Origin of the sequence: Prosthecodimorpha hirschii, from assembly GCF_001305515.1 — a bacterium.
Classification (GTDB): domain Bacteria; phylum Pseudomonadota; class Alphaproteobacteria; order Rhizobiales; family Ancalomicrobiaceae; genus Prosthecodimorpha; species Prosthecodimorpha hirschii.
In genome coordinates this window covers 3639369-3654109 of sequence record NZ_LJYW01000001.1, presented here as the reverse complement: position 1 = coordinate 3654109, position 14741 = coordinate 3639369, and the positions used below count along the sequence as shown (strand labels likewise).

At 68.8% G+C, this 14741-nt stretch carries 14 protein-coding genes; all 14 read left to right on the top strand.

Translation table 11 applies throughout. The features are described from left to right. Position 1: 1 nt before the first annotated feature. The 14 genes from ABB55_RS15990 (at position 2) to ABB55_RS15925 (ending at position 14738) form a co-directional block, all read left to right on the top strand. Positions 2 to 1258 (top strand): 3-isopropylmalate dehydratase large subunit, encoded by a 1257-nt coding sequence (locus ABB55_RS15990; protein WP_054359690.1) that lies wholly within the window; start codon positions 2 to 4, stop codon positions 1256 to 1258. 8 nt (positions 1259 to 1266) lie between these two features. Further along, positions 1267 to 1776, top strand: coding sequence for a 3-isopropylmalate dehydratase small subunit (locus ABB55_RS15985; RefSeq protein WP_054359689.1), 510 nt, complete (start codon positions 1267 to 1269; stop codon positions 1774 to 1776). A gap of 14 nt (positions 1777 to 1790) precedes the next feature. Further along, complete coding sequence (locus ABB55_RS15980; protein ID WP_054359688.1) at positions 1791 to 2651, top strand: isocitrate lyase/PEP mutase family protein; 861 nt, start codon at positions 1791 to 1793, stop codon at positions 2649 to 2651. A 36-nt stretch (positions 2652 to 2687) separates the two neighbouring features. After that, positions 2688 to 3812 carry an ABC transporter substrate-binding protein gene (locus ABB55_RS15975; RefSeq protein WP_083463663.1) on the top strand — a complete coding sequence of 375 codons (1125 nt, stop codon included), beginning with the start codon at positions 2688 to 2690 and terminating at the stop codon, positions 3810 to 3812. A gap of 97 nt (positions 3813 to 3909) precedes the next feature. Next, the gene (locus tag ABB55_RS15970) at positions 3910 to 4782 is read left to right on the top strand and encodes a branched-chain amino acid ABC transporter permease (RefSeq protein WP_054359686.1); all 873 of its coding nucleotides are present in this window, start codon (positions 3910 to 3912) and stop codon (positions 4780 to 4782) included. Continuing rightward, the gene (locus ABB55_RS15965) at positions 4779 to 5738 is read left to right on the top strand and encodes a branched-chain amino acid ABC transporter permease (protein WP_054359685.1); all 960 of its coding nucleotides are present in this window, start codon (positions 4779 to 4781) and stop codon (positions 5736 to 5738) included. The genes ABB55_RS15970 and ABB55_RS15965 overlap by 4 nt, the downstream gene beginning before the upstream one ends. Positions 5739 to 5752: 14 nt before the next feature. Then, a complete protein-coding gene (locus ABB55_RS15960; RefSeq protein WP_054362102.1) occupies positions 5753 to 6541 on the top strand; it encodes an ABC transporter ATP-binding protein in 789 nt (262 codons plus the stop codon). After that, positions 6534 to 7238 (top strand): ABC transporter ATP-binding protein, encoded by a 705-nt coding sequence (locus tag ABB55_RS15955; RefSeq protein ID WP_054359684.1) that lies wholly within the window; start codon positions 6534 to 6536, stop codon positions 7236 to 7238. Before ABB55_RS15960 ends, ABB55_RS15955 begins: the two co-directional genes overlap by 8 nt. A gap of 3 nt (positions 7239 to 7241) precedes the next feature. Further along, on the top strand, positions 7242 to 9869 hold the full coding sequence (locus ABB55_RS30630; protein WP_200912032.1) for an alpha/beta fold hydrolase: 2628 nt from the start codon (positions 7242 to 7244) through the stop codon (positions 9867 to 9869). Between the two features lie 147 nt (positions 9870 to 10016). Next, entirely contained in the window at positions 10017 to 10820 is an 804-nt protein-coding gene (locus tag ABB55_RS15945; protein ID WP_083463662.1) for a carbon-nitrogen hydrolase family protein, read from the top strand. Between the two features lie 21 nt (positions 10821 to 10841). Further along, the gene (locus ABB55_RS15940) at positions 10842 to 11507 is read left to right on the top strand and encodes an RraA family protein (protein ID WP_054359683.1); all 666 of its coding nucleotides are present in this window, start codon (positions 10842 to 10844) and stop codon (positions 11505 to 11507) included. Positions 11508 to 11564: 57 nt separating this feature from the next. Further along, complete coding sequence (locus ABB55_RS15935; RefSeq protein WP_054362099.1) at positions 11565 to 12611, top strand: extracellular solute-binding protein; 1047 nt, start codon at positions 11565 to 11567, stop codon at positions 12609 to 12611. A gap of 130 nt (positions 12612 to 12741) precedes the next feature. Beyond that, positions 12742 to 13854, top strand: a complete 1113-nt coding sequence (locus tag ABB55_RS15930) for an ABC transporter ATP-binding protein (protein WP_083464132.1) — start codon at positions 12742 to 12744, stop codon at positions 13852 to 13854. A 14-nt stretch (positions 13855 to 13868) separates the two neighbouring features. After that, positions 13869 to 14738, top strand: coding sequence for an ABC transporter permease (locus ABB55_RS15925; RefSeq protein WP_054362097.1), 870 nt, complete (start codon positions 13869 to 13871; stop codon positions 14736 to 14738). Positions 14739 to 14741 lie beyond the last annotated feature (3 nt).

Genomic DNA, 14741 nt, shown 5'->3' with positions numbered 1-14741 from the left:
GATGGGCTCTACGATCACCGAAAAGATCATGGCGCGCGCCGCCGGTCTGCCGTCCGTCAAGGCCGGCGACGAGGTGCTGGCCAAGCCGGACTACGTCATCGCCTATGACTTCCCCGGCTATACGGACGTCTACTTCAAGTCGATGAAGGAGGATTTCGGCATCGAGCGCGTCGCCGAGCCGGATCGCTTCGCCATCTTCATCGACCACATGGTGCCGGCGACCAGCCCCAAGGAAGAGGAGCTGCACATCATCACGCGCACCTGGTGCGCGGAGAACAACGTGCCGCTGTTCGAGCGCAAGGGGATCGGCCACCAGGTCGCGGCCGAGGTCGGCTATGCGGTTCCGGGCGCCTTCGTGGTGCATTTCGACGGCCATATCAGCCAGCTCGGCACCTTCGGCACGCTGGCCATGGGCATTCGGCGCAACATCCTGGAGGCCTTCGTCCGCGAGCGCATCTCGATCCGCGTGCCGCACACCGTGCGCGTCGATCTGGAGGGCGAACTCCAGCCGGGCGTCATGGCGCGCGACGTGTTCCACCATCTGGTGCGGGTGCTGGGTCCGTCCTCCTGCCGGTTCCAGGTGCTCGAACTGGGCGGATCGGGCCTTTCGCAGCTCTCCACCGAGGGCCTGCAGACGGTGACCGGGCTCGCCATGTTCACCGGCGCGATCACGGCGATCGTCAATCCGGACGAGACCCGTCTCGCCTATGCGCTGCCCCGGGCGCGCAAGGCGCTCGACCCGGTCTGGAGCGATCCCGACGCCGACTATGCGGCCCGTCACACCATCGATCTCTCGGTGATCGAGCCGGTCATCGTGATCCCGCCGACGCCGGCCAACACGCGCGATCTGAAAGACTATCTCGGCCTCGAAGTGCAGGTCGGCTATCTCGGCTCCTGCGCCTCGGGCCGGCTGGAGGACCTGCGCGTCGCCGCCAAGATCCTGGCCGGCCGGCAGGTCGCACCCGGTTTCCAGCTCAACGTCATCCCGACCAGCCAGGAGATCATGGCGGCGGCGGCCAACGAAGGCCTGATCGGGACGCTGGTGGCGGCCGGGGCCTTCGTCTCCTCGCCGAGCTGCGACTACTGTTTCGGCCGCATCGCCACGATGACCCAGAAGCAGCGCGCGGTTTCGACCGGAACGCTCAATGTCCGCGGGCGCATGGGCAGCACGGATTCCGAAATCTACCTGTGCAGCGCCGCCTCGGTGGCCGCCGCCGCGATCGAAGGCGCGATCGCCGATCCGCGCAAATACTGGTGAGGTCCGTCATGCCGCTTCAGAACCTGCGCGGGCGCGTCGCCTTCATCTTCGAAGAGATCGACTTCGACGTCGACCAGATCGTCGGCGTCAAGAACATCAAGATCACCGACATCGAGGAGCTCGCGGCCGCCGCGATGCAGGACTACGATCCCGACTTCCGTAAGGCGGTGCGCAAGGGCGACCTCCTCGTCGGCAATGCCAATTTCGGCTACGGCCACCCGCACTATCCGCCGATGCGGGCGATGCGGCACCTCGGCATCGCCGGCATGATCGCGGAGTCCTTCTCGCCAGGCTACTGGCGCGGCGAGGTCAGCATGGGCTTCCCGCAGGTCAGCTGCCCGGGAATCCTCGGTCTGGTCAAGCGCTGGGACGAGGTCGAGGTCGACTGGCAGCAGGGTCGGGTTCTGAACCTGACAACCGGCGCTGCGCTGCCCTTCGAGCCGCTGGCGCTGGCCGACCGGCGCATGATCGAGGCCGGCGGCCTCGTTCCCTATCTCAAGCAACCCCTCGAAGTCTGAGCCGGAGACCCGTCATGGCCTCGTCCGAATTCCGCGCAAGGGTCGTCAACCAGAAGACCGTCTGGTCGGCCGGCGCCTACGATACGCTTTCGGCCCGCTTCATCGAGGCGGCCGGCTTCGATGCCGTGATGACCTCCGGCTTCGGCGTCTCCGCCTCGCTGCTCGGCCAGCCCGATGCCGAGCTCTATACGATGTCGGAGAATCTGGGCGTCGCCCGCAATGTGGTGGCGGCCGTGCGGGTTCCGGTGGTGGCCGATATCGACACCGGATACGGCAACGCCATCAACGTGATGCGCACGATCCGCGAGTTCGAGGCGGCCGGCGTCTCGGCCGTGATCATGGAAGATCAGATCGCCCCGAAGCGCTGCCCGATCTGCGTCGCCGGGGTCGAGGTCATCGACAAGGACGAGGCGGTCGCCAAGATCCAGGCGGCCGTCGCGGCGCGGCGCAATCCGGACATGCTGATCATCGCCCGCACCGACGTGGTCGACGAGGCCGAGGCGATCGACCGCGCCAAGGCCTATGTGGCCGCCGGCGCCGACGTGATCCAGCCGATTTCGAAATGCTTCAAGTCGATCGAAGGCCTGCGCGCGCTGCGGGAGGGCTGCGGCGTGCCGCTGTCGCTGCAGATTCTCGGCTGGCTGGAGAAGAACCTCTCGCGCCAGGAGGTCGAGAGCGTGGCCGGCATGGCGACCTTCGCGCTGGTGCCGCTGATGACCGTCGCGGCGGCCCTGCGCGAGAACCTCGCGGTGCTCGCCGCTGAGAAGAGCAGCCGCAACCTGCCGCGCCCGGTCATGGCGCATGATCCCTTCGTCGAATTCATCGGCTTCGGCGAAGTCGAGGAACTGCAGAAGAAATACCTGCGGTCCCGCTGACGGCAGGCCCCAGAAAGAAAAACGGGAGGAACGCGCATGTTCAGAACCACGCTACTCGCCTCCGGCATGGCGCTTGCCCTGCTGGCCGCCGGTCCGGCTGTCGCTCAGGACAAGCCGCCGGTGAAGATCGCCGCCATCGTGCCGCAGAGCGGCGCCGGGGCCTTCGACGGGCAGCTTGCCCTGGAGGGCATGCAGGCCGAGGCCGCCCTGGTCAACGCCGCCGGCGGCATTCTCGGCGGGCGCAAGATCGAACTCGTCGTCTATGACGACAAGGGCACGCCGGAGGAAGGCGTCAGCGCCGCCCGCCGCGCCATGGAGCAGGACAAGGTCGACATGATCGTCGGCGGCTGGTTCTCGGCCGTCGCCCTGTCGATGAAGGAGGTCACCCGCGACAAGATCATCTCCGTGATGACCTCGTCGCAGCATCCGGACGTGACCGCCAAGGGACACAAGTTCCTGTTCCGCCTGAACGCCACATCGAACATGATGTCGAGCAAGTATGGTCAGGAAATCTGCGCCCGCATCAAGCCGAAGTCGGTCGCCTTCATCACCATCAACGACGATTTCGGTCGCCTCGAAGTCGATAACTATACGAAGCTGCTCGGCGCCTGCAATGTCGAGATCAAGGGCAACGAGTTCTACAATCGCAACGATACGGACTTCACCGTCGCCCTGACCAAGCTGAAGAGCCTCAATCCGGATGCGATCTACGTCTCGGCGATCAACACCTCGCAGGGCGCCACCATCTATCGGCAGGCCCGGCAGGCGGGCTTCCGCGGCACGCTGATCGCCTCCGCCGGCAACATGAATCCGAAGCTGATCGAACTGGCCGGACCGGCGCTCGAAGGCGTCTATTCGATCTCGCTCTATGCCCCCGACAGCGACAACGCCAAGCTGAAGGCCTGGACCGAGCAGTACGGCAAGACCTTCAAGAACCAGCCGGCCTTCATCGGCACGCTCGGCGCCCAGGCCGTGCAGGTCCTCGCCGCCGCCGCCGACAAGGCCGGCACGGCCAACGATCCGGACAAGATCGCCGCCGCCCTGCGGAGCCAGACCTGGCCGACGCTGCTCGGCGAGATCAAGTTCGAGGAGAACGGCCAGGCGCTGCAGAACCTCTATCTGATCCGCGTCGAAGGCGGAAAGATCGTCAGCATCAAGTGACCGACCGGCGGTCCCGGGGGCGGCGCCGAAGCGTCGCCCCACCCGTCCGGCCGGGCCTTCCCTGGCCGGGTCGTTTCCGACCCCATGGAAATTCCTGATGGATTGGACCCTCCTCGGCCAGCAGCTCGCCAACGGCGTCGTCAACGGGATGAACTACGTGCTCATCTCGACCGGACTGACCCTGGTCTTCGGCGTGCTGCGCGTGATCAACTTCGCCCATGGCGAATTCTACATGCTCGGCGCCTTCCTGACCTACTTTGCCATGTCGGCGCTGGGCATCGGCTATCTGCCCGCCGTCCTGCTGGCGACGGTCGCGGTCGGTGCGCTCGGCATCCTGGTCAACCGGCTGTTCTTCTGGCCGCTGCGCAAGGAGCACGAGTTCACCGTGCTCCTGTCCAGCCTCGGCCTCGCCCTGCTGGTCACCCACGGCGCCGAACTCGGCTTCGGCCACGACCCGAAATATCTCAACAGCCCGTTCACCGACGACATCCTCGAGGTCGGCACGATCGTGCTGACCCAGCAGCGCGTGCTGATCTTCGCCGCCGCCGTCCTGGTCCTCGCCGCCACCTATGCGGCGATCCGCTGGACGACCTTCGGGCGAATGATGCGCGCGACGGCGCAGAATCCGGAGGGCGCGGCCCTGACCGGCGTCGACATCCGCTTCGTCCACACCATCACCTTCGTGCTCGCCTGCGGCCTCGCCGGGCTGGCCGGCGCGCTGGTCGGCCCGGTCGCCATGATCTTCCCGACGGTGGGCAGCTGGGCCGTCCTGAAAGGCTTCATCGTGGTCATCCTGGGCGGTCTCGGCAGCGTGCCCGGCGCGCTGGTCGGCGGGCTGACGCTCGGCGTCGTCGAAGCGCTCGCCGGCGGCTACGTCTCGCTCGGCTTCATGGAGGCGATCGGCTACGCGATCATCATCCTGGTGCTGCTGTGGCGCCCCCAGGGCCTGTTCGGGAGCGTCGCCCGATGATCCGCAAGGCGCTTCCCTTCGCGGCCGCCCTGGTGCTCGCGCTCCTGCCGCTCGGCACGCAGTCGACCTACCTGCACCACGTCATGGTGCTGTGGATGCTCTATGCGCTGCTCGCGCTGTCGCTCAACGTGATCATCGGCTATCTGGGCGAACTGAGCTTCGGCCATGCCGCCTTCTTCGGCCTCGGCGCCTACGCATCGGCGATCCTGACGATGCAGACCGGCGTCCCGGTCTGGCTCGCCCTGATCGCGGCCGGTCTGGTCGCCGGCCTGTTCGGTTTCGTGATCGGCTACGTCTCGCTGCGCATCGTCGGCCCGCAATTCGCCATCCTGACGCTCGGCTTCGGCTCGATCATCTACACGGTCACCAACTATTGGGACGACCTGACGCGCGGCCCGATGGGGATCAACAACATCCCGCCGGTCACCGTCCCGGGGGTGGGTCCGCTCGGCGAGGCGCGCGACTACTATTTCGTGGTGGTGGCCTGCGTCCTGGCTTTCGCCTATGCCTGCCACGCGCTGATGCGCAGCCGGACCGGCCGGGCCTTCCTGGCGGTTCGCGAGAATGCGCCGCTGGCCGCCTCGCTCGGCATCGACGTGTTCCGCACCAAGCTGCTCGGCTTCGTCGCCGCCACCGTCGTCGCCGGCATCGCCGGCGGGCTCTATGCCCACTATCTGCGCGTGATCACGCCGGAGCTGATGAGCCTCCAATACATGGCGGCGCTGATCATCATGGTGGTGGTCGGCGGGCGCGGCACGGTGGTCGGCCCGATCCTCGGCGCCCTCATCTACGTGGTCCTGCTCGAAGTCCTGCGCGCCTTCGGCCCGCTGCGCCTGATCGTCTTCGCCGCGCTGCTGACCGGCTCCGTCATCTTCGTTCCCCACGGGCTGGTCAGTCTCTGGCGGCCCTGGCGCCGACGGGCGGACCCCGCCATCCGCCCCGAGCCCGCGCCATGACCGGAGCCCGCGCCATGACCGGAGCCGCCCCGCTTCCCCTGATCGAAGCTGTCGACCTGACCCGCGCCTTCGGCGGCCTGGTCGCCGTCAACAAGGTCTCGCTCGCCGTGCACACGGGCGAGATCGTCGGTCTGATCGGCCCGAACGGTGCCGGCAAGACCACCATGTTCAACATGCTGGCCGGCTCCCTCGCCCCCTCCGCGGGCACCATCGCGTTCGAAGGGCGCGACGTGACCCGCGCGCCGGCCCATGAGCGGGCGCGGCTCGGCATCGCCCGCACGTTCCAGATCACCAGCGTCTTCCCGATGCTGACGACCCGGGACAACATCCGCACCGCCACCTATCGGACGCGCGGCGCCGGCTGGCTCGCCAGCACCTTCCGGACGGCGGCGTGGCGCCGCGACGAAGCCGCGATCGACGCGGTGGCGGACGAAGTGCTGGCCTTCTGCGATCTCGCCGCACAGGCCGACATTCGCGCCGATGCGCTGTCCTACGGCGAGCAGCGGCGTCTGGAGGTCGCGATCGCCCTGGCGGCGGCCCCGCGCCTCCTGCTGCTCGACGAACCGGCGGCCGGCCTCAATCCGGAGGAAGGCCAGCGGCTGGTCGGCATCATCCGCAAGGTGCGCGACCGCGGCGTGACCGTTCTGCTGGTCGAACATCATATGCGCGTCGTCATGGGCGTCTGCGACCGGATCGTCGTGCTCGATCACGGCGCGCGCATCGCCGAGGGCACCCCACAGGAGGTGGCCGGCAATGCCGATGTCGTCCGCGTCTATCTCGGCCGGGAGCAGGCCCATGCTTGAACTGGTCGGGATCGACGTCCGCTACGGACACAAGCGCGCGCTCGAAGGCGTCTCGATGCGCGTGAACCAGGGCGAGATCGTCACGCTGATCGGCTCGAACGGTGCCGGCAAGACCACCGCGCTGAAGACCATGTCGGGTCTGATCCGCCCGGCGGCCGGCGAGATCCGCTTCGAGGGCGAACGGATCGACCGGCTGCCGCCGCATCGCATCATCGAGCGCGGGCTGGTGCAGGTGCCGGAAGGCCGGCTGCTGTTTCCCGACATGACCGTGATGGAGCATCTCGATCTCGGCGCCCACCGCGCGCGGTCGGACCAACCGTTCTCGGCGCGGCTGGACGGGATTCTGTCGCTGTTTCCGATCCTGGCGGAACGGCGGGCGCAGAAGGCCGGCACGCTCAGCGGCGGCCAGCAGCAGATGCTGGCGATCGGCCGGGCCCTGATGGCGGCCCCGCGCTTCCTGATGCTCGACGAACCCTCCCTCGGCCTTGCACCCGTGATGGTCGACCTGCTCGCCGATGCGATCCGGACGATGCATGCCTCGGGCATCACCATCCTGGTCGTCGAGCAACGGGTCGACCTGGCGCTGAGCCTCGCGGACCGCGGCTATGTGCTGGAGACCGGCCGGATCGTGATCGAAGACAGTGCGGACCGGCTCCTGTCGGATAGCCGCATCAAGTCCGCCTATCTGGGGATCTGAGCCATGACGCCGCGCGCCGCCATGGTCACCACCGGCTTCGGGCAGATGCGCCTGTTCCGCGCCGGCCGGGGACCGGCCGTGGCGGTTCTGCCGGATCTCGCCGAGGCGGCGGTCGTCGTCGCGGCCCGGCTGGCGGCCGCGATCCCGTCCGTGGCCTGGACGGTCCTCGAACTGCCGGGCATCGGCGGCTCGGCGGAGATCGAGCCCGCCACGTACGCCGGGGTGATCGCCGCGGTGGCGGCGGCCCTGGAGGCGGCCGGGCTGGCCGAAGCGCCGATCCTGGCCGAAGGGTTCGGCACCGCCTTTGTTCCCGGCGAAGGACCCGCAGCGCGCGTCGTCGCCACGGGCGGCGGCCGGGCCCGTGCCCGGGCCGCATCCCGGCTGGCCCCGCCGGATCTGGCGCCGCGCCCGGACGGCACCCACCTGCCCGCGCTGTTCGCCCATCTGCGCGACGCCGCCATCCTGGATCCGGCCGATCCGCTCCGGCCGCTGCGCGACGGCCCGCCCCTGCCGGATGCCGATGCCCTGCACGAGACGCTGATCGCGGCGGCGGTCGCCCCGCTGCACTACCAGGCCCTCTGGCGGCTGGCCGCCGATGCCTTGCGGAACGGATCGCCCGATCGCCCCGACCTCGACTGGCACGACGCGCCGGCCGCGGCGGCCGCCTTGGCCCGGCACGATCCGGACGCCGCCCCGCTCGCCGCCGCCGCGCCGCTCGGCCCGGGGCGGATCTGGCAGGACCATGTCGATATCCCCGAAGCCCGCGTGCATCTGCGCCGCGCGGGGCCGGACGCCAAGACCCGGCCGCTCTTCGTCCTGCAGTCGGCACCCGGCTCGGCCGCACCGCTGCGGGACGTGATCCTCGGCCTCGCCGAAGGACGCCGCGTGATCGCGCCGGACTATCCGGGCAACGGCGATTCCACCAAGCCGGACGGGCCGGTCGACATCGCCCGTCTTGCCGGGTGGATGTGGCAGACCGCCGATGCGCTCGGCATCGACGGCTGCGACCTCTGGGGGACCCATACGGGCGCGCTGGTGGCGCTGGAGATGGCCATCCAGGCCCCGCACCGGGCCGGGCGGCTGGTGCTGGAGGCGCCGCCGATCCTGTCCGGCGGCTTCACCGCGGACATCCTCGCCCACTATCTGCCGCCGATCCGCCCCGACCCGTTCGGCCTGCATGTCTGGCAGGCCTGGACGATGCGCCGGGACATGTTCCTGTTCTGGCCGTGGTACCGGCGCGAACGTGCCGCCGGGCGCGCCCTCGGCCTGCCGGATCCGGACATGCTGCACGACTGGACCGTGGGTCTCCTGAAGAGCGGCCGCAGCTACGACCGCAGCTACCGGGCGGCCTTCGAATACCCGACCGCGGAGCGCCTCGCTCGCCTCGAACGGCCGGCCCTCCTCTGCGCCGGTCCGACCGACATGCTGGTCGACGCCCTGGAGAGCGCCCGGCAGATCGCACCCGACCGGATCACGATCGACGCGACGCCGGCCACCGTCTGGTACCCGAACCAGGCCGAGGACGACCGCCGGGAGACGATCCGTCGATACGCCCGCTTCCTGGACGGCACGGGGGGAATAGTCCCTGCCGGTCCGCGACAGGACGGGGCGGGCGGGGGCGAGGCGGACCGCGGACCGGGACCGATTTCGATTTCCGTCTGCATCGCGGCCGGTTTGGGCTATCCTTTGGCCCCCTCGTCTTCGGAAGCGATCGCCCCCGTGAATCTGCGCTTTCTCGAAACGTTTCTCTGGGTCGCGAAGCTGCGCAGCTTCTCGACCGCGGCGGAGAAGCTGCACACGACCCAGGCGGCCGTTTCCAACCGCATTGCGACGCTGGAGCGCGAACTCGGCATCCGCCTGTTCGAGCGCGATCCGCGCACCGTCCGGCTGACGCCGCAGGGCCACACGGCGCTGAAGCGGGCCGAGGAGATCGTCCGCCTGACCTCCGAATTCCGCGAATGCGTCGGCGATGGCGCACGGCTCAGGGGGCAGATCACGATCGGGACCGTCGACACGATCGTCTACGCCTGGCTGCCGCTCCTGATCGAGCAGATGGGCAACCGCTACCCGAGCGTCAGCCTCGATCTCAACGTCGACACCAGCCTCAACATCGCCCGCCAGCTCCTGGAGGGCACCGTCGATCTCGGCATCCTGATGGGGCCGGTGGTCGGTGCGGACATTCGCAATCTCGAAATCTGCCGGTTCGAATGCGAGTGGTTCGCGGCGACCAAGCTGGCGATCCCGGCCGAACCGCTCGAACTGGTCGACCTCGTCCGCTTTCCGATCCTGGCCTATTCGAAGGGATCGCAGCCGCACCACGCCATCCAGCGCCTGCTGGAGGCGGCCGGGATCGCGACCGACGAGGCGCGCATCTACAATACCAACTCGATCGCCACCATGATCCGGCTGCTCTGCGACGGCATCGGCATGACCACCCTGCCGCCGGCAGTGGTGCGCGAGCCGCTCGCCGCCGGGCTGATCCGGCGCGTCGCCGTCAATGCGCGCATCCCGCCGCTGCATTTCCACGCAGCCTATGCCGATCGGCCGGGCAATCCGATCCCGGCCGCGATCGCCGGCATGGCGGCCGAAATCGCCGCGGACTTCCAGGCCTTCGCCGATCGGATGCTGTAGCGGCGCCGGCCGGCCGCCGATCCGGCGCAGGTTTTCTGCCCAAGGCGTGATCTATAGATTTTTCTTGTCGATCCGGATCAGCATTTCGCGTTTGCCGACCGCACCGGGCTTTGGTCTCCTGCTGGCGTGGAGCCAGAAGGAAGAGCCATGAAGATCGGCATCGTTCAGATGAACACCCAAGACGACAAGGCGGCCAATCTCGCCGTCGCGTCCCGGCTGGTCGAGAAGATCGCGGCCGAGGAGAAGGCCGATCTGATCGTGCTGCCGGAATATTACGCCTTCCTGGGGTCCGACCCGCAGGCGGCACGCGACAGCGCCGAGACGCCGCCGGAGGGCGATGCCTATCGCACCATGTCGGCGCTCGCCGCCCGCCTCAAGGTCACCATTCATGCCGGCTCGATCGTCGAGAAGGACGGCAACGGCTTCTTCAACACCACCTACGTGTTCGGCCCGGACGGCGCCGAGATCGCCCGCTACCGCAAGATCCACCTGTTCGATGTCGACGTGCCGGGCGGCGTCAGCTACCGCGAATCCGACACGGTCGGCCGCGGCGAGGAGGTCGTCACCTACCAGGTCGCGGGTCGCACGGTCGGCTGCTCGATCTGCTACGACCTGCGCTTCCCCGAACTGTTCCGCGCTCTGCGCGACAAGGGCGCCGAGGTCATCGTGCTGCCGGCGGCCTTCACGCTCCTGACCGGCAAGGATCACTGGGAGGTGCTGCTGCGGGCGCGTGCCATCGAGACCCAGTGCTGGATCGCCGCCTCCGCGCAGGTCTTCGCCCATGCCGGCGGCACCAAGGCCTGCTACGGCCATTCGATGGTGATCGACCCCTGGGGCCAGGTCACCGCGATGGTTCCCGACATGGTCGGCACCACCGCCGCGCGCCTCGATTTCGACCGGATGGCGGATATCCGCACCAAGCTGCCGGTCGCCAATCATCACGTGCTCTGACCCGCCCCGGAGGCGCTCCCGATGTTCGACATCAACCCGATGCCGCCGCAGATCCCGGCCGAGCTGGTCGCCCTTCTCGAGCAGGTCGAGACCGCGACGGTCGGCCATGTGCTCCATTCCGGCTTCGTCGACCGCCGGATCAGCGCCGTCCTGCCGGGCAAGCGCGTCGCCGGCACGGCGGTCACGATCCGCATTCCGCACGCCGATTCCGCTCTGCTGCACTGGCTGACGGCGGAAGTCCGGCCCGGCGATATCGTTCTGGTCGACCGCTGCGGCGACGACCGGCATGCCTGCTGGGGCGGCGTCATCACCAATGTCATGAAGCAGGCGGGCGTGAAGGCCGGCGTCATCGACGGCCCGGCGACCGATTTCTCCGAGATCGTCCGCGTCGACATGCCGATCTGGTGCCGCGGCCCGTCGCCGATCACCACCAAGCTGATCGGCTCCGAGGGCGCCGTGAACGTTCCGATCTCGGTCGGCGGCCAGGTCGTCCATCCCGGCGATGCGGTGCTGTGCGACGAGAGCGGGGTGATCGTGCTCGATCCGACGCGCGCCCGGGCCGTGGCCGAGAAGGCCCTGCAGATGCAGGCGGCCGAACTGGTCCTGCTCGAACGACTGCGCAACGGCGAGCGCCTGCCGGACATCAGCGGCGCGCGCGCCATGGTGGACGCCAAGCGACGGGCCTGAACCGGGCGGGGCCGGTTCGGCAATCGCATCCAGGGACAACAGGGGAAGGACGAGATGATGGATAGGCGTCACTTTGCGAAGACGGTTCTGGCTTTCGCATGCGGCCTTGCGGCCGTTCCGGCTTCGGCGGCGGAGACCGTGACCCTGATGGCCTATACGGGCCTGTTCCAGGATCGCTACACCCAGGCCGTCCTCGCGCCCTTCGAGAAGGCCAACCCGGACATCAAGGTCGTTTTCGCGCCGCAGCCCACGTCGGGGGCCATGATCGGCCAGTTGCGCGCGCAAAAGGCGGCGCCCCAGGTCGACGTGGTGATCATGGACGTGTCGGTCGCCAAGGCCGGGACCGACGAGGGCCTGTTCGTCAAGCTGGAGGCCAAGGACCTGCCGGTCATCGACGAACTCTATCCCAACGCGCGCATTCCCGAGATCGCCGGCGTGGCGGTGACCTTCGACAATCTCGTCCTGATCTACAACACCGAGGCCTGGCCGACGGCTCCGAAGAGCATCGCCGACATGGCGACGCCGGCCGTCAAGGGCAAGGTGGTCATCCCCGGCATCCCGGACATCCAGGGCATGTCGCTGGTCGCCATCCTCGACAAGAAGAACGGCGGCCCCGGGGTCGAAGGCAAGTTCGCCAAGGGCATCGAGGCCATGGAGGCGATCGCCCCGAACGTGCAGACCTGGGAGCCGAAGCCCGAGGTCTATGCGCCGGTGATCGCCGGCCAGGCGAGCATCGGGGTCGGCTGGAACGCCCGCGCCCAGGTCAACACGGACACGTCCGGCGGCAAGATGAAGGCCGTCATCCCGGCCGAGGGAACCGCATTCCAGATCAACACGATCAATCTGGTCCAGGGCGCCCCGCAAAGTGCCGCCGCGCGCAAGTTCATCGCCTATGCGCTGTCGGCCGAGGCCCAGAAGAGCTTCACCGAAACCATGTTCTACGCGCCGACCAACGCCAAGGCGCAGATCGCGCCTGCGGCGATCGACCGGACCGTCGTCAAGTCGCTCGACAAGGTCGTCCCGATCGACTGGCTGGCCGTCGCCAAGGTGCGCGACCAGGTCGCCGAGGCCTGGCGCCGCAAGGTGATCCCGCTGTCCCGCTGACCGTCCGACCGAGGCGGACGGCCGATCCGGCCGCCTCGTCGCCGACCCGTCATTCCGCATCCGCCGGCCTTGCCGGCGGGTGACGGGACGACGCATCCTTTCCGGATCGCCAGTGATCGAGCGGGACCCCATGATGCATCAGGCACCGACCGCCATGACCATCGCCGAAGCCGGGCCGGTCCGCGGACAGGGCTTCCTGTCCCTGCAGGCGCTGACCCGGCGCTACCACGACTTCGTGGCCGTCGACGCCGTCGATCTCGATGTCGCCAAGGGCGAGTTCGTGTCGCTGCTCGGACCTTCCGGCTGCGGCAAGACCACGACGCTGCGCATGATCGCCGGCCTCGTGCCCGCCTCGGACGGGCGGATCGTGGTCGCAGGCCGGGACATCACGGCCATGCCGACCTACCGGCGCGACATGGGTCTGGTGTTCCAGAGCTACGCGCTGTTCCCGCATATGACGGTCGCCGGCAATGTCGCCTTCGGGCTCGAGATGCGCGGATTGCCGAAGGCCGAGATCCGCACGCGCGTCGCCGAGGCGATCGCCATGGTGCGTCTCGACGGCCGCGAGGACCGCAAGCCCGGCCAATTGTCCGGCGGCCAGCAGCAGCGCGTCGCCCTGGCGCGCGCGCTGGTCATCCGGCCGTCGATCCTGCTCCTGGACGAACCTTTGTCCAATCTCGATGCCAAGCTGCGCGAGGAGATGCGCAACGAAATCCGCGACATCCAGCGCCGGCTCGGCACCACGGCGATCTTCGTCACCCACGACCAGGACGAGGCGCTGACCATGTCGGACCGGGTCGTGGTCATGAATCACGGCCATATCGAGCAGATCGGCACGCCCGAGGATCTCTACGAGCGCCCGGCCTCGCCCTTCGTCGCCGCCTTCGTCGGGCGGACCAACCGGCTCGAGGGCGTGCAGCAGGGCGCGACCGTCACGGTCTCGGGCCTCGCCATCGAAGCGCCGATCCCGAAATCCGGCCCGGTCGAGGTGCTGGTCCGCCCGCACCGGGTCCATGTGGCCCCGCACGGAGCGCCGCCGCCCGCCGGCCGCAACCGCGTGGACGGCACGATCCGGCGCGCCACCTATGCCGGCAACGTCGTCCAGTACGAGATCGACGCCGGGTCGGTGACCCTGACCGCGGAGGCGGCGACGGCCGGCATCGGCGGCCTCATCCCGGTCGGCACGGCGGTGACCGCCGCCTGGGCGGTCGAGGATACCCTGGTCTTCGGGAGGCCGTCGTGAGTGCGACCGCGACCGTGGCCGCGACCGCCGGATCTGCGGCGGACCGGCCGGCCGGCGGCGGTCTCGTCGTCGCCCTGCTGCTGCCGATCGCGCTGGTCAATCTGGTCGGTTTCCTGCTGCCGGTCTTCAATCTGGCGCTGATCTCGCTGCAGGAAGTGCAGGCGAGCGGCGCCATGACGGGCGGCTGGTCGACGGCCAAATGGGTCTCGGTGGTGACCGACGACTTCTATTGGGAACTGCTCTGGAACACGATCCGGACCAGCCTCGGCATCACGCTGGCGACGCTCCTGGTCTCCTACCCGATCGCCCTCTACCTGCACCGGTCGAGCGGGCTCTGGCGCAGCGTGCTGCTGGTCATGGTCATCTCGCCGCTGCTGCTCTCCGCCGTCGTGCGCACCTATGGCTGGATCGCCATCCTGTCCGATCAGGGCGTCGTCAACAGCGTGCTGAAGGCCTTCGGGGCCGCCGAGCCCTGGCGGCTGATGTTCAATCTGACCGGCGTCACCATCGGGCTGACCGAGATCCTGATGCCCTACATGATCCTGGCCCTGGTCGCCGGTTTCGGCCGGCTGGACCCGCGCGCCGAAGAGGCCGCCGCCACGCTCGGCGCCTCGCCGTTCCGGGTCTTCCGGCGCATCGTGCTGCCGCTGTCGGTGCCCGGCATCGCGCTCGGCTCGCTCCTGACCTTCGTTCTCGCGGTGTCGTCCTTCATCACGCCGAAACTGCTCGGCGGCGGCCGCGTCTTCCTGCTCGCCACCGAAGTCTACGACCAGGCCATCGTGACGCTCGACTGGCCGCTCGCCGCGACCCTGTCGATGATCGTTCTGGTCGTCTTCGGCATCGCGATCGCGGTCTATGGCCGCCTCGTCCGATCGATCGGGTGACCC

Coding starts and splice junctions, on each gene's coding strand:
- ABB55_RS15990 (WP_054359690.1), top strand. CDS start 2: ATGGGCTCTACGATCACCGAAAAGATCATGGCGCGCGCCGCCGGTCTG.
- ABB55_RS15985 (WP_054359689.1), top strand. CDS start 1,267: ATGCCGCTTCAGAACCTGCGCGGGCGCGTCGCCTTCATCTTCGAAGAG.
- ABB55_RS15980 (WP_054359688.1), top strand. CDS start 1,791: ATGGCCTCGTCCGAATTCCGCGCAAGGGTCGTCAACCAGAAGACCGTC.
- ABB55_RS15975 (WP_083463663.1), top strand. CDS start 2,688: ATGTTCAGAACCACGCTACTCGCCTCCGGCATGGCGCTTGCCCTGCTG.
- ABB55_RS15970 (WP_054359686.1), top strand. CDS start 3,910: ATGGATTGGACCCTCCTCGGCCAGCAGCTCGCCAACGGCGTCGTCAAC.
- ABB55_RS15965 (WP_054359685.1), top strand. CDS start 4,779: ATGATCCGCAAGGCGCTTCCCTTCGCGGCCGCCCTGGTGCTCGCGCTC.
- ABB55_RS15960 (WP_054362102.1), top strand. CDS start 5,753: ATGACCGGAGCCGCCCCGCTTCCCCTGATCGAAGCTGTCGACCTGACC.
- ABB55_RS15955 (WP_054359684.1), top strand. CDS start 6,534: ATGCTTGAACTGGTCGGGATCGACGTCCGCTACGGACACAAGCGCGCG.
- ABB55_RS30630 (WP_200912032.1), top strand. CDS start 7,242: ATGACGCCGCGCGCCGCCATGGTCACCACCGGCTTCGGGCAGATGCGC.
- ABB55_RS15945 (WP_083463662.1), top strand. CDS start 10,017: ATGAAGATCGGCATCGTTCAGATGAACACCCAAGACGACAAGGCGGCC.
- ABB55_RS15940 (WP_054359683.1), top strand. CDS start 10,842: ATGTTCGACATCAACCCGATGCCGCCGCAGATCCCGGCCGAGCTGGTC.
- ABB55_RS15935 (WP_054362099.1), top strand. CDS start 11,565: ATGGATAGGCGTCACTTTGCGAAGACGGTTCTGGCTTTCGCATGCGGC.
- ABB55_RS15930 (WP_083464132.1), top strand. CDS start 12,742: ATGATGCATCAGGCACCGACCGCCATGACCATCGCCGAAGCCGGGCCG.